Source organism: Lachnoclostridium sp. An131 (assembly GCF_002160825.1).
Classification (GTDB): domain Bacteria; phylum Bacillota; class Clostridia; order Lachnospirales; family Lachnospiraceae; genus Laedolimicola.
Genome location: NZ_NFLI01000007.1, coordinates 103,606 through 117,682, shown reverse-complemented (window position 1 = coordinate 117,682; position 14,077 = coordinate 103,606). Strand labels below are relative to the sequence as shown.

At 51.0% G+C, this 14,077-nt stretch carries 15 protein-coding genes; 2 read left to right on the top strand and 13 right to left on the bottom strand.

Annotated features, from left to right (window positions below; genetic code table 11):
- Positions 1-10: 10 nt before the first annotated feature.
- The 7 genes from B5E77_RS07385 to B5E77_RS07355 all read right to left on the bottom strand — a co-directional run bounded on the left by B5E77_RS07385 (position 11) and on the right by B5E77_RS07355 (position 6,072).
- Positions 11-895 carry a polyprenyl synthetase family protein gene (locus B5E77_RS07385; RefSeq protein ID WP_087164715.1) on the bottom strand — a complete coding sequence of 295 codons (885 nt, stop codon included), beginning with the start codon at positions 893-895 and terminating at the stop codon, positions 11-13.
- Positions 885-1,097: an exodeoxyribonuclease VII small subunit gene (gene xseB / locus B5E77_RS07380; RefSeq protein ID WP_087164714.1), complete on the bottom strand. Its 213-nt coding sequence runs from the start codon at positions 1,095-1,097 to the stop codon at positions 885-887. The genes B5E77_RS07385 and xseB overlap by 11 nt, the downstream gene beginning before the upstream one ends.
- Positions 1,098-1,100: 3 nt before the next feature.
- Positions 1,101-2,309: an exodeoxyribonuclease VII large subunit gene (gene xseA, locus B5E77_RS07375; protein WP_087164713.1), complete on the bottom strand. Its 1,209-nt coding sequence runs from the start codon at positions 2,307-2,309 to the stop codon at positions 1,101-1,103.
- Complete coding sequence (gene nusB, locus B5E77_RS07370; protein ID WP_087164786.1) at positions 2,306-2,758, bottom strand: transcription antitermination factor NusB; 453 nt, start codon at positions 2,756-2,758, stop codon at positions 2,306-2,308. Before nusB ends, xseA begins: the two co-directional genes overlap by 4 nt.
- 179 nt (positions 2,759-2,937) lie before the next feature.
- Positions 2,938-3,324 (bottom strand): Asp23/Gls24 family envelope stress response protein, encoded by a 387-nt coding sequence (locus tag B5E77_RS07365; RefSeq protein WP_087164712.1) that lies wholly within the window; start codon positions 3,322-3,324, stop codon positions 2,938-2,940.
- Between the two features lie 117 nt (positions 3,325-3,441).
- Positions 3,442-5,028: a peptide chain release factor 3 gene (locus tag B5E77_RS07360; protein ID WP_087164785.1), complete on the bottom strand. Its 1,587-nt coding sequence runs from the start codon at positions 5,026-5,028 to the stop codon at positions 3,442-3,444.
- A gap of 108 nt (positions 5,029-5,136) precedes the next feature.
- Positions 5,137-6,072 carry an AraC family transcriptional regulator gene (locus B5E77_RS07355; protein ID WP_087164711.1) on the bottom strand — a complete coding sequence of 312 codons (936 nt, stop codon included), beginning with the start codon at positions 6,070-6,072 and terminating at the stop codon, positions 5,137-5,139.
- A 143-nt stretch (positions 6,073-6,215) separates the two neighbouring features.
- On the opposite strand from B5E77_RS07355, the gene B5E77_RS17000 reads away from it, so the two are divergent.
- Positions 6,216-6,392: a hypothetical protein gene (locus B5E77_RS17000; protein ID WP_162609668.1), complete on the top strand. Its 177-nt coding sequence runs from the start codon at positions 6,216-6,218 to the stop codon at positions 6,390-6,392.
- 204 nt (positions 6,393-6,596) lie between these two features.
- The gene (locus B5E77_RS07350) at positions 6,597-7,343 is read left to right on the top strand and encodes a GTP pyrophosphokinase (protein ID WP_087164710.1); all 747 of its coding nucleotides are present in this window, start codon (positions 6,597-6,599) and stop codon (positions 7,341-7,343) included.
- A 154-nt stretch (positions 7,344-7,497) separates the two neighbouring features.
- On the opposite strand, the gene B5E77_RS07345 is transcribed toward B5E77_RS07350, so the two are convergent.
- The 6 genes from B5E77_RS07345 to B5E77_RS07320 form a co-directional block, all read right to left on the bottom strand.
- Positions 7,498-9,444, bottom strand: a complete 1,947-nt coding sequence (locus tag B5E77_RS07345; protein ID WP_087164709.1) for a PTS beta-glucoside transporter subunit IIBCA — start codon at positions 9,442-9,444, stop codon at positions 7,498-7,500.
- A 145-nt stretch (positions 9,445-9,589) separates the two neighbouring features.
- A complete protein-coding gene (locus B5E77_RS07340) occupies positions 9,590-11,023 on the bottom strand; it encodes a glycoside hydrolase family 32 protein (RefSeq protein WP_087164784.1) in 1,434 nt (477 codons plus the stop codon).
- Between the two features lie 29 nt (positions 11,024-11,052).
- On the bottom strand, positions 11,053-12,033 hold the full coding sequence (locus B5E77_RS07335; protein ID WP_087164708.1) for a LacI family DNA-binding transcriptional regulator: 981 nt from the start codon (positions 12,031-12,033) through the stop codon (positions 11,053-11,055).
- Positions 12,034-12,351: 318 nt separating this feature from the next.
- On the bottom strand, positions 12,352-12,909 hold the full coding sequence (locus B5E77_RS07330) for a hypothetical protein (protein ID WP_087164707.1): 558 nt from the start codon (positions 12,907-12,909) through the stop codon (positions 12,352-12,354).
- Between the two features lie 121 nt (positions 12,910-13,030).
- On the bottom strand, positions 13,031-13,414 hold the full coding sequence (locus B5E77_RS07325; RefSeq protein ID WP_087164706.1) for a DUF6483 family protein: 384 nt from the start codon (positions 13,412-13,414) through the stop codon (positions 13,031-13,033).
- A 5-nt stretch (positions 13,415-13,419) separates the two neighbouring features.
- A complete protein-coding gene (locus tag B5E77_RS07320; RefSeq protein WP_087164705.1) occupies positions 13,420-14,016 on the bottom strand; it encodes an HD domain-containing protein in 597 nt (198 codons plus the stop codon).
- Positions 14,017-14,077 lie beyond the last annotated feature (61 nt).

Sequence of the window (14,077 nt, the reverse complement as noted above, 5' to 3'; positions counted from 1 at the left end):
CACCCCTGTCCTATTTCTCTCTTGTAATCAACATCCGAATCAGCTCTTCCAGAAATGCATTCTCAGCATCCAGCGATTTCAAGGTTTCCAGAGCCCTCTTAGAAATCCGCTCCACGTCCTCCTTCGCCTTCTCCAGCCCTTCCAGCGTCACATAGGTGGTCTTGTGGTTCTTGTCATCGCTGTGAATCGGCTTTCCGAGCACCTCCAGAGTACTGGTCACATCCAGAATATCATCCTGGATCTGGAAGGCCAGCCCCACATCGCCCGCCACACGCTCAATGGCGGCCACCTCCTCGTCGGAAGCTCCTGCCAGCACAGCTCCGATCATCATGGAGGATTCGATCAGCGCGCCCGTCTTCAGCTTATAGATAAAGTCCAGCTTTTCCCTGGATAAGGGCTGGCCTTCAGATTCCACATCCACAACCTGGCCTCCGATCATGCCATAGATTCCGGCCTTGCGGGAAAGAATCTGAAAGGCCTTCGCCGTACGCGGACTGATTTCCATCGAAAAGGCCTCCGACGCAGTCTCAAAGGCCAGATTCAAAAGCCCGTCGCCCGCCAGAATGCCCATAGCTTCTCCATAAACTGCATGGGTTGTCTTCTTGCCCCTGCGGTACTCGTCATTGTCCATAGCCGGAAGATCGTCGTGCACCAGGGAATAGGTGTGAATCATCTCGATCGCCGCCATAAACGGCTCTATCAGCCTGCCCTCCCCTCCAAACATCCGGAAGGTTTCCTGCATCAGCATCGGACGGAGCCGCTTGCCTCCGGCCAGCACGCTGTAATTCATCGCCTCCAGCACTGTTTTCTGAAAGCCCGTTTCTTCCGGGAGCCATGCCTTCAAAAGCTCCTCAATTTCTCCGGTTCTTTTCTGAAGCTCTTCCTTAAAATTCATCGAGACCGCCCTCCTCATTCATCACAAGCATTTTCTTCTCAACCCTGTCCAGCTTATCACTGCAGTACTTCAAAAGCTTCGTGCCCTCTGCGTAAATTTCAAACGACTCCTCCAGGGACACCTCCCTGTCGGCCAGCTTTACCAGCATCTCGTCCAGCTCTGCAAACGCTTCCTCCAAAGTCTTTTCCTTTTTTCCCGCCATTTTCTATCCTCTCTTAAGCGCCGTCCGGCTTTCCACCACCGCTGTGTAGACGCCGTCCGTCACATGAACTCTGATTTGCTCTCCTTCCGCCACCTGAGCAATCCCTGTCACCGCCCTGCCGTCGGGGCCTTCTGTGTAAGAATAGCCCTGCTGCAGCTTTAAAAGAGGCGAAAGGCCGTGCAGCCGCTCCGCCAGCAGCGCGAGCCGGCTTCTCCGGTCCGCCAGCTTGTCCTTCATGGCCTGGAAAAACCGGTTCTGCAGATCCGCCTCCCGCATCCGCCGTTCAAACAGCTGCTGCCTGGGGCTGGCCTGGGAAAGCCCCTTCTGAAGCTCCGCCAACCTTCTGCGGTACTGCTCCAGCCTCCAGGAAAAGGCCTGGGAAAGCCGGTTTTGATAGGTTTCCATCCGGTTCAGAATTTCCCGGATATCTGCCACCGCAAGCTCCGCCGCCGCCGAAGGCGTCGGCGCGCGCATATCCGCCACAAAATCCGCAATCGTCGTGTCCGTCTCATGGCCTACCGCGGAAATCACCGGAGTCCTGCACTCAAAAATGGCTCTCGCCACCTTTTCCTCGTTGAAAGCCCAGAGATCCTCAATGGAGCCTCCGCCTCTTCCCACAATCAGCACATCCAGATTCAGAGCGTCCAGAGCCTCTATTCCCCTTACAATGCTGTCAGCCGCTCCCTCTCCCTGCACCTGGGCCGGATACAGAATCAGCTGGACATAGGGATTGCGCCGGAGGGCAATGTTCCGGATATCCTGAACCGCCGCGCCCGCAGGCGCTGTGACGATGCCAAGCCGTCTCACATAAAAGGGAATGGGCTGCTTGTACTCCTGTGCAAACATTCCCATCTCCTCCAGCTCTGCCTTCAGCTTTTCGTACGCCTCGTAGAGCCGCCCTGTTCCGTCCTGCAGAATCTCCTGGGCATAAAGCTGATAGCTTCCGCTGCGCTCATAGACGCTGACCCTTCCCAGAACAATAACTCTCTGACCGTCCCGCATGGGAAAAGAGAGCCCCTTTCTCTGACCCGCGAACATCACGCAGGACAGGGCTCCGCTCTCATCCTTCAGAGAAAAATAAATATGCCCGGAACCGTGATACTTACAATTAGATACTTCACCCTTCACATAGATCCGGTTCAGCATAAAATCCTGGGTGAACATATTTTTGATATAGGTGTTCACCTGAGCTACGGTATAGACATTCTTCATTCTGCCGTTCCTGCCTCGGGCTTTTCAGAATCCGCAGACTTCTTTTCTTCCTGCTTTCCGATTTTTCCGAGAACACCGTTCACAAAGGCAGGAGAACCGTCCCCGCCAAATCTCTTCGACAGCTCTACCGCCTCGTTAACCGCCACGCCCACAGGCACATCCTCGTCAAACTCCATCTCATAGACCGCCAGACGGAGAATCGCAAGGTCTGCTTTTCCCATACGCGACACCTTCCATCCCTCCGCAGTCTCTCCGAGAAGCCTGTCGATCTCCGGCAGCTTCTCCATGATCCGCTCATATTTTTCTTCCATATAGGCCTGATCCTCCGGGGAAAGCTCCGGCAGACTCTCAAAAAACAGCCTCATCTGCTCCGGCATCTCTTCTCTGTCATTGAACTCTACCCGAAACAGCAGCTCAAAAATGTGTGTTCTTAACTCTCGTCTTTTCATATTCTTCCGTCCTGATTTTTCCTGATTGTACAACTGGAGCGCCGCCGGAAAGCAGCCAGCCGCGTCCTCCCTGCTGTCCGCGGGAACAAAGAGAGGCAACTAATACTAGCCGCCTCTTCTGTAATATGCCATCCGGCAGGGTATCCTTCACCGCAGGACTGCAAAACTCCCGCGCCTGATTATTTTGCCTTGTCCATACTTACATTGACAATGCTGATATTGACCATGGAAACCTCCAGGCCCGTCATGTTCTCGATGGCGGTTTTCACGCGATCCTGGACCTTTTCAGACACCTTCATAATGCTGTAGCCGTAATCAATATTCAAAGCCAGATCCACGTCCACATTTCTGTCTGTCACCAGAACCTTAACTCCCTTGGACAGATTTTTTACGCCCAGCTTTCCAATCAGCTCGTTCGTAATATTTCCGGCCATGGAGGCCACTCCCTCCACCTCAGTAGCTGCAAGGCCTGCAATCGTAGCCACTACCTCGTCTGCAATCTGCACCTCTCCCAGCTGCCCGTCGGCATGTATCATATGAACGCCTCTTTTTTCTTCCTTTGACATTTCAAAAACCTCCTGCTATTCCGGTAATCATCGATTCTTTTTCTGTCTGGCCTGAGGGCCGGAACATATTTTTTCTATTTTCTCATTCTATCATACTTTCTGAAAAATGGGAATACCTTAACGGCCAAATTCCGAAAGCTCCAGGCCCGGATTGCGCTCCAGAGTCATGCCCACGCTCCAGGCATTTACCCAGATCAGAAGAGGCCTTCCCTTCAGGTCCTTGATCTTCTTCATATCTGAGGTTCCCTTCAGCTTATCCATGTCGATATCCTCATTTTCAATCCAGCGGATATGCTCATAGGGCAGCGGCTCCAGCTTGATCTCCACATTGTATTCATTCTGCAGGCGGTAAACCAGCACGTCAAACTGCAGCACGCCCACGACTCCCACGATGATCTCCTCCATACCGGTATTGAATTCCTGGAAAATCTGGATCGCGCCCTCCTGTGCAATCTGCTCGATTCCCTTCACAAACTGCTTGCGCTTCATCGTGTCCACCTGGCGCACTCTTGCAAAATGCTCCGGCGCAAAGGTAGGGATTCCTTCGTAGCGGATCGTCTTTCCCGGCATGCAGAGCGTATCTCCAATGGAAAAGATGCCCGGATCAAAGACGCCGATAATATCGCCTGCGTAGGCCTCCTCCACAATCTTGCGGTCCTGGGCCATGATCTGCTGGGGCTGGGAAAGACGTTGCTTTCTTCCTCCCTGCACATGATACACCTCCATACCCGCCGTAAACTTTCCGGAGCAGATACGCAGGAACGCAATTCTGTCTCTGTGCGCTTTATTCATGTTGGCCTGAATCTTAAATACAAAGGCTGAAAATTCTTCCTCCATCGGATCGATCAGCCCTGTATCCGACTGCCGCGGCAGCGGAGAGGTCGTCATCTTCAGGAAATGCCGTAGAAAGGTTTCTACACCGAAATTGGTCAGGGCAGAGCCGAAGAATACCGGCGACAGCTCTCCTTTGCTCACCAGCTCCTGATCAAATTCCGCCGACGCCCCGTCCAGAAGCTCGATATCCTCCAGCAGCTTTTCCTTCTGTCCCGGCACAAGAATCTTTTCCAGATCCGGATCCTCGATAGACAGATCCAGCTCCTCGCCTTCCTTTGTTCCTTTCTCTGTGTCAGAAAAAAGCAGCACCTTTCTCTCATTCCGGTCATAGACGCCCTTAAACTCCTTTCCGGAGCCAAGGGGCCAGTTGATCGGACAGGTAGCGATGCCAAGCTCATTTTCAATATCGTCCAGAAGCTCAAAGATATCCATCGCATCCCGGTCCATCTTATTGATAAAGGTAAAGATCGGAATATGACGCATGGCGCATACCTTAAACAGCTTCCGTGTCTGGGGCTCCACGCCCTTGCTTCCGTCGATGACCATGACGGCTGAATCCGCGGCCATCAGCGTCCGGTAGGTATCCTCCGAGAAATCCTGGTGTCCCGGGGTGTCCAGAATGTTGATACAATAATTATCATAATTAAACTGCAGCACGGAAGAGGTCACCGAGATACCTCTCTCTTTCTCAATCTCCATCCAGTCAGACACAGCATGCCGGGCCGTAGCCTTTCCTTTTACAGAGCCGGCCAGGTTGATCGCGCCCCCGTAAAGCAGAAATTTCTCTGTCAGCGTCGTCTTTCCCGCATCAGGGTGGGAAATAATCGCAAAGGTTCTTCTCTTTTCAATCTCTTTCACATAATTCGCCATTTTTTTCATTCATCCTCATTTGATTTCACAGCCCTCATCTGCAGCCGCTTGCGCCCGGACAAGCAGGACACACAAAAAGCAGCCCGCCTTAAGAGGGCGCAGCTATTATCAGTATACACATTTTTCTGCCATTTGCAAGGGCTGTCTTGCCGCCTGCAGCTTTTCCTGTCTCCGGTACGCTCCCGGAGTCATACCGCAGAGACGCCGGAATATCTTTCCATAATATGCGGCGCTGGAAAAGCCTGTCTCCGCCGCCACCTCCATGACGGAAAGCTGCGTATCTCTCAACAGCCTTTTGCTCATTTCCGTCCTGTACTCCAGCAAGTACTCAAAGGGTGTCTTCTGCATACAGCTTTGAAAACAGCGCAGGCACTCCCTGCCTCCCACATGCGCGGCCGCCGCAATCTCGTCCAGAGTAATCCTTCTCTGATAATTCTGCCAGATAAAGGCCAGCATAGTCTGAAGCCGCTCCTGGCGCGCCAAATCCACAGCAGGCCTTTCATATTCTTCTATAGAAGAGAGTTCTCCCAGAAGCAGCAGCCAGATCTCTGAAAACAGGTTCCGCGTCTGGAATTCCGTATCCTTCCCATCCTGCAGACTGGCCGCCTCCCGGAGCCTTGCCAGAATCCTCTGCTGTCCCTCGGTCCTGCCGCGCAGCTCCAGAATCTCCAGGCTGCGGTTTTTCAGCACCGGATCCAGATATTTTGTCTCAAAGACACTTTTAAAATGCCCTCCCAGAAACGTCTTGTGCAGCACATGGGAATCCGTCAGACAGCGGCTTTCATCCTCAGCGCATCCCATGCTGCACATCACATTCGTATTGATAAAAAATCCCTCACCCTTGCCAAACTGCCAGGTGCGCCCGGCAGTCCGAAGCCACATCCTGCCCTCCCGGACATAGAAAAATTCTATCTCCTCGTGCCAGTGCCAGGGAATCCTCGTGGTCTTCAGGTTCACTCGATGAAGCACATATGGATATTCCACTGTAAGTCCTTCTATGCTTTCAAGCAAATCTCTGTTTAATCGGATCGTGCTGATCTCCATATCCGTCTCCTTACTTCTATTTTAATTACTTTTTTGTCAATATAATTATAAAATTTATCGCTATCTATATTTTATTCAGCATTTTAATTCATTATAATTATATCATAAAAAGGCAGTAAGTAAAGCCGGAAGGGGGAACGCTCTTGTATTCCATATGGTTTCATCAAATCAAAACCCTGGCCGGACGGGAGCCTGGAATTCTGGATTCCCTGACGCCGGAGAAGCTGGAAGCAGGCTATTCTGCAAAAAAGGAGGCATACCATGAATTTTATCGTACTGGCGCTTATTTTTCTCAGCCTGACAGGGCTCAGCATTTTTGAGGAAGGGCTGAAAAAGGGATAGAGCAAAAGTAAACTGAAAGTGAATTATTTTAAATGATTCTAAAAAGACCATAAACTCTCTTTTTCTGTTCTCCGGAATGTGCTATACTTGGAAAAGCAGGTTTTCCCGCTGCCGGAAGGCTCCCGCTTTCCCTGCAGCGGGAAAACCTAAAATCAGAAGTATGAAACGAACGGAGAAGCCTTATGGAAAACGAACTTCAGAAAACCTTCCTGGATACCACGAACCTTCCTGATATCCAGACCTATTTTGTCAATCAGGCTTTTGAATTTCAGGAGCTCATGATGCGGTACAGCTGCGCCATCCGCGAGGTCCGGACCAAGCTTGAGGTCTTAAACGATGAGCTGAGCATCCATCACAAACGCAATCCCATCGAATTTATCACCTCACGTATCAAAAGGCCTATCAGCATCGTAGAAAAGCTTCAGCGGTACGGAGAACCTGTCAGCGTGGAGTCCGTAGAAAATGCTTTGAACGATGTGGCAGGCGTGCGGGTAATCTGCTCCTTTATTGACGATATTTATGCAGTAGCCGATATGCTTCTGCGGCAGGATGACGTAACCCTCATCAAAAAGAAGGATTACATTCAGAATCCCAAAGACAACGGCTATCGGAGCCTGCATCTTATCATTGAGATCCCGGTCTTTTTTTCCAACCAGAAAAAGGCTATGCGCGTGGAGGTTCAGATCCGCACGATTGCTATGGATTTCTGGGCCAGTGTCGATCACACGCTGAAATACAAGCAGGATGTGGAAAATCCGGAAGAGGTATCCAAAGAATTAAAGGAATGCGCAGATATCATTGCCCAGACAGATGCCCGGATGCTCGCTATTAAAAACAAAATTTATTCCGACAGTAAGCATACAGAGACGTCAGAGGAAAAGCTGCGAAAGCTGACAATCCCGCTGAACAGCCGGACAAACCACAGCTGACTCCAGAATATTTCTCGATTCTAGCCGTCTCTCTACCCTTACCCTGACATACAGACTTCGCCGCGGACAGAAAAGCTGTGTTCTGCCCGCGGCGTCTCTATTTCAAACTCAGCGTCGGTGTACCAGGGGACAATAAGAACCCTTCCTCCACCTTCTATTCTTCCGCCTTCAGGATCGCCTCCTGCTCTTTCACCACTCCAGTCTTCAGAATCTCTACCTGCTCCGGAGCAGATACCAGGACTGCCGTAGTCAGATCGTAGCCCGCTGCCCTGATGGCATCCATATCAAACTCCAGCAGCTTGTCGCCCTTCTTCACAGCCGCGCCTGATTCCCTCAGGGCGCTGAAGTATTTTCCGCCAAGTTCCACCGTGTTGATTCCTACGTGAATCAAAAGCTCTACCCCTGTCTCGCTCTCCAGGCCGATGGCGTGCTTTGTGTCGAAAAGCATGGCAATGGTTCCGTCAAAGGGAGCTACAACCTCACCCTTTGCAGGGATGATGCCGACACCCTGACCAAGGACTCCGGATGCAAAGGTTGGATCTGCGATTTCTGTATAAGAGACAGCCGTGCCCTCCACGGGAGCGTACACAATGCCTCCCTTTTTAACAGGCTCAGAGTCTGCTCCCTGTTCTCCGGCCGTCTCTTCCACGGCTGCCGTCTCTGTTTTCTCTGCCGCGGCGGCGTCTGGCTTTCCGTCCTCCGTGTTCTTTACATCCCCTTGCGGATCCTTATAGCCGAACAGCCAGGTCAATACAAAGGCAACCGCCGCAGAAATCAGAAACATGATAATGTAGTTAAGCGGATCATGCAGGCAGAGCAGCAGACCAAAGATACCGGTTACACCCGTTCCCGTAGCGCCAAGGCCCACGATGGAGGCATACAGGGCTCCGCAGGCTCCTCCTGCCGCACCGCAGATAAAGGGCTTGAAGAAACGCAGGTTTACACCAAAGATAGCTGGTTCCGTGATTCCCATGAAGCAGGACATCGCAGAGGGAACTGCCATGGATTTTGTCTTCTGGTTCTTTGTCTTTAAGGCTACAGCCAGAGCAGCTGCGCCCTGGGCGATATTGGCTGCAGAAGCCAGCGGCAGCCAGTAGGTCAATCCGTAAAGTCCAAGCTGTCCCACGTCAATGACCGTATACATATGATGCACGCCCGCCACGACTGTCAGGGAGTAAAGACCGCCCATAATGAAGCTTCCAATACCGAAGGGCAGCGTGATAAGCTGCTGCACGCCATTGATAATCGCATTTTCAATGGTTACAAAGATAGGTCCAATGACGGTAAAGGTCAGATATCCTGTCACAAACACGCTGACCAGCGGTGTCACAAAGAGGTCAAACATGGCCGGAACAATCTTATGAAGCCTTTTCTCAATCCAGCACATGACAAATACGGCGATGATAACCGGGATGACATGGCCCTGATAGCCTACCAGGTCTACCTCATACAGGCCAAACCATACGGAAAGAGTCTGCTGTACGCCTTCTGTCGCCACGGTCCAGGCATTCTGCAGATTCGGGTGAATCATCATCATACCGATCACGGCGCCCAGGAAAGGATTTCCGCCAAATACCTTTGCCGCACTGAAGGCAATCAGGATCGGCAGGAAGGTATAGGCCGTATTCGCAAACAGGTTTGCCAGTGTAAAAAGGGAGCCTGACGTGTCGATATTCAGGAAGCCGTTGTTTACCATAAAACTCAGGGCTTCCATGATTCCCATCAGAAATCCGCTGGCTACGATAGCCGGAATGATTGGCACGAAGATATCGCCCAGGGTTTTTATAGCCCGCTTAAACAGCGGCTGCTTCTGAGCGGCGGCCTCTTTCGCTTCCTCCTTTGTCATACCACTCATGCCGGAGACGGTCAGAAATTCATCGTACACCTTGTTGACGGTTCCGGTTCCCAGAATAATCTGGAGCTGGCCGGAAGCGCTGAATACCCCCTTGACTCCGTCGACGTCTTCCACTGCCTTGGCGTCGCACTTTGCGTCATCCGCGAGCACCAAACGCAGACGTGTCGCACAATGAGCCACGGACACGAGATTTTCCCGTTTTCCGACTTTTTCGTAAATCTCTTCTGCTGTCTTTCTGTAATCCATTATTTTACTCCCCTTTTCTTATATTTTGAACTGCCAAGCTCCTTCTCCACGCCCTTCTTACATCTGTCCGCTTTGCAGTCATGTTCTTTCTCTCATTCCCTGCCGGAACCTTAACGCAGGCATTTCACGCTGTCCGCATTATTTTTCATTCTGGCTGTTCTTCATCCTGACGCAGGCGGATCCGTCCTTCTGATCCCGGAGCCTGAAGCTTTACGCTCACGCCCTCTGTGTCCGGGTAAAATCTGGTGGAAAAGACATCCTTTCCTCCGTTTAGATATACCTCCACGCATGAAACATCCACAAGTATCCGCAGATCCGCCAGCTTCTCCACCTTTCTTCCCCGCTTTGTGCGTCCCGCTCCCAGTTTCTGGTCCGTGAACTCCATCCAAAAGATCCCTTCTGCCTTTTCCCAGAAAAGTGCAAGCCCTCCGGCCAGCGTAAGACGGACACTCTCTCCCACTCTTGAGAATTCCAGTTCAAAGCAGTCTCCCAACACATGTGAATACGCATTCTCAAATGAGATAAAAAAATTCCACCACGTATCCAGCTCCCGAACCGGATTTTGGCAGAGAATCCCATCCTTTACGGAAAGCTCTCTTGGAAGCGTCAATATATGCTGCCAGCCGTCCTCGAGGGAACGGTTGGTGTAATATTCATCCACATCCGGCATTCCCATCCAGCCGATTTGAATTCGTCTCCCATCTTCCGCCTCAAAGCTCTGAGGCGCGTAAAAATCAAAACCGGCGTCCAGCTCCCGAAACGCTCCGTTTACCGAAGCTGTCCGAAAATCATCCTCCAGAAAAACCGTCACGCTCTGATATACATTGTTGTACTTCAGCCCGTCCGCCTCCACTCCCTGAGGCGATATACTGAGCACCGTATGTCCGTCCACATGATAGAGATCCGGGCATTCCCACATATATCCAAAGGCTTTTTCTGTCTCCAGCCGGTTCCTGTATTTCCATTCCAGACCATTCTCGGACTCAAAGAGAAGCACTACGCCTTTGTCCTCTGCTGTTCTGGCTCCCTGCACCATATAATAACGGCCGTCCTGTTTCCAGACCTTTGGATCCCTCACATGACAGGTCAGGTCCTCAGGATAATCCCGGTTTGTCATGATAAGCTTCTTTTCTCCGAAATGGATTCCATCCCTGCCTGCCACACGGACAGTATTCGACTCCCTGCCTGTATGAATGTAATCATGCTCCCCTGTCTGCTTCACATTTCCAGTATAATACAGGGAAATCTGGCCATTCTCTACAAGAGCCGAGCCAGAATAGGCTCCATGGCAGTCAAAGGGCTCATCCGGGGCCAAAGCGATTCCCTCAAAGCTCCATCGAAGCATATCGAGGCTGGTACAATGCGCCCAGAATTTTAATCCTCCCTTTGCGTCAAACGGCGAGTACTGATAAAATACATGATACACGCCCTGGTACTGGCATAACCCGTTTGGATCGTTCAGCCAGCCTGCCGGAGGCGAAATGTGAAGCTTTGGCCGCCACCTCTTTTCTTTGTTTTTCCGGCTTCTTTCCAGCTCCTGCGCCACAAGCCGCTCCCATGTGCGATAAAGTACATTCATAAACGTTCTTCCTTTCCCTAAGATTTCCATTATCTGTTTTCCACTGCTGAGCTTCCTCTGACTATCAGCCTGGCCTGCATCGCCTCGTCCATAGCCTCCTGAGCATCCGGATGCGCGATTTTCCAGAGCAGGCGCTGCACCGCTTTCACAGCCATCTCCTGATTCGGCTGTGATACGCTGGAAAGCCCCGGATACAGAAATCCGCACGTATAGGTATTGTCAAAGCCCACCAGGCTCGCACGCTGCGGGATCTCCACTCCCAGCTCCTGCAGAATTCCATGGATCTGAATGGCCCGCCTGTCATTGTAAGCAAAAATGCCGGTTCTTCCGGTGTGTTTCTCAAAATGACTCTTTAAAATTCTCCTGATTTTTTCCGGATCCTTTGTCTCAATGCATGTGAGCCGTGTTTCGCAATCCGGTTCCGCCTTTATCAAAGCATCCAGAAATCCTTCATACTTCCCATCCCCTGCAGTCCCTGCAAAAATATAAGACTCGCAGCCAAGCTCCTGAAGATGGCGACCCACCTGCCCGCCTGCCTCTATGTGATCCACATACACACAGTCCATGCCTTCCGTTCTCCTGGTAACCGCCACTGCCGGTATATCCAGCTTCTGCATTTCCTGCCGGAATCTCTCCGAATTTTCCTCTACCGGAACAAGGATCAGGCCGTCCACACGATAACGCCTCATAACGTCCAGACATTCTTTTTCTTTATTCCAATCGTAATCAGAATTAAACAGAATTACACTGTAGCCGTTTTTCTTCGCTTCCTGCTCCAGATATTTTTCCAAATCTGCAAAGAAGGAATTAGAAATATCTGTAAATACAAGTCCAATCAGCATGGTCCTGCTTCCAGCCAAACTTCTTGCTATGACATTCGGCTGGAAATTATGCTCGCGCGCACACGCCAGTACACGCTCACGCACCTCAGGATTCACCGCCTGATTTCCATTCAGCACTCTGGAAACTGTAGGCTGGGATACTCCTGTCAGCTTCGCTATCTCAGTCATTGTAATCACGCCTCTGTATCCCCCTTCCCGGTTGTTGTAATTTTGCCGGACTATTTTTTGTTTTCTCCCCTTTTCTCGGTCAGAAGTGTCTGTGAATACGTATTCACATCTTGATTCTATAGTAGCATTGCCATTTTTCTCTGTCAATCTGCAGATCAAACAAAGTTTATATTGAATTTTTGGCTATTTTCCACATATCACAGCAGCTCCGGCGTGAAAAGCCGGAGCTACCCTCCTTACAGGCATTATAATACCGCGGGCAGTTCTGCCCGCGGCTTTCTCTTCCGTATGCTCATAGACATTGCATGAATTTCCTGGCTACGCCAGCCTCTTCAGTTTCTCACTGTGTTCCTGAACCACTTTTTTTAATACATCTATGTCCGCCTGCATGGTTTCGATTTGATCTGAGCCCTGCACGTATCTTTTGTAAGTAGAGGTGTAGCATGCCTCGATATTCTGCAGCCTCGGCAGCATATCGTTTTCCATAAAAAGCTCTATCCTTTGTGCTTTTTCTTCCAGAGAAACAGCCCGGACCTCCAGACCTTCCACCTTGCCCTCCAGCACTGACACACGGAATTCCAGCCTCTCGACCTTCGTCTCCAGCCTGGTTACACGCTCTTCCAGTGCCGTCACTCGTTCCTCCAGCCTCGTCATGCGCTCTTCCAGTACCGTCACTCGTTCCTCCAGCCTCGTCATGCGCTCTTCCAGTGCCGTCACTCGTTCCTCCAGCCTCGTCATGCGCTCTTCCAGTGCCGTCATGCGTTCCTCCAGTGCTGTCATGCGCCCTTCCAGTCTCGTTACTGCCTCTTTCAGCGGTTTTAACTGTTCCCCAAAAACCTGGGAAATTGCAAGCAAATCTTCTTTCGTCAGCGTCATAGGCCTCCTCCTCTTCTGAGGCGGCTGCTCGCTCAGTATATGCAACGTCTATTCGTAGTAGTATCCTACTATAAACCGACATATTTTGCAAGATAAAACTGCATATTTATGGAAAAAATATTTACAGCTCTGAGAGAAAGGCCTCTGCCATCTCAGAAAGTCCCTGAGACTGCAGCGCATCCTCCAGTCCTGCCTTGATCTCCTCCCGGCTGAAATCATGTGCTTCCAGGAAATCATTGCTCTTCTCATTCAGATGGGAATAAAAGAGCAGAGCCAGGGCCAGCTCCTCTCCTCCTCCATCCTCCAGAAGCTCAGACAGCCTGTTTTCCGCTTCATTTATTTCGCCGTTATCCATCAGGTTCAGAAGCTCCTCCAGCGCGCAGCGACGCTGGGCGTCCTTTAGCATCTCCACAGAGGGCATGTCCAGATCTGTATGAAAAATCACCTTTAAAAGCGCCCGTATCAATTCTTTGATCAGGCGCATAATATAATCCTGTTCTACCATAAGACTTATTCCTGCAGACCCAGCGCTTTCATCTCCTGCTCCACGGATGCTTCACAGGAGCGCATGGCGAGAATCGTCTGCTCGAAAAGACGGTCAAGCTCCCAGCCAAGCCGTTCAGCCCCGGTGCGGATTACATCTCTGGAGCATCCGGCTGCGAAGCGCTTGTCCTTGAATTTCTTTTTCAAGCTGGAGACCTCCATATCCATTACGCTTTTCGAGGGGCGCATTCTGGCGGCAGCCCCGATAAGACCCGTCAGTTCGTCGGCCGCAAACAGAACCTTTTCCATTTCATGTACAGGCTCCACATCTGAACAGAGTCCATAGCCGTGGCTGCACACTGCATGGATTACCTCTTCCTCTGCTCCGCCGTTTCTCAAAAGCTCCGGAGCCTTTACGCAGTGCTGCTCCGGATAAAGCTCAAAATCAATATCATGCAGCAGTCCCGCAATTCCCCAGAAGTCTTCCTCGTCTCCATAACCAAGCTCCTTTGCGTACCAGCGCATAACACCTTCCACGGTGAGCCCGTGCTGGATATGGAAAGGCTCCTGATTGTATTTCTGAAGAAGCGCAAGAGCCTCTTCTCTTGTCAGTTTCGTCTTCATATTTTTTGCCTCCGCAATAATACTTATTTTCCGGTCAAATCTGGAAAGTTACTCCTATTTT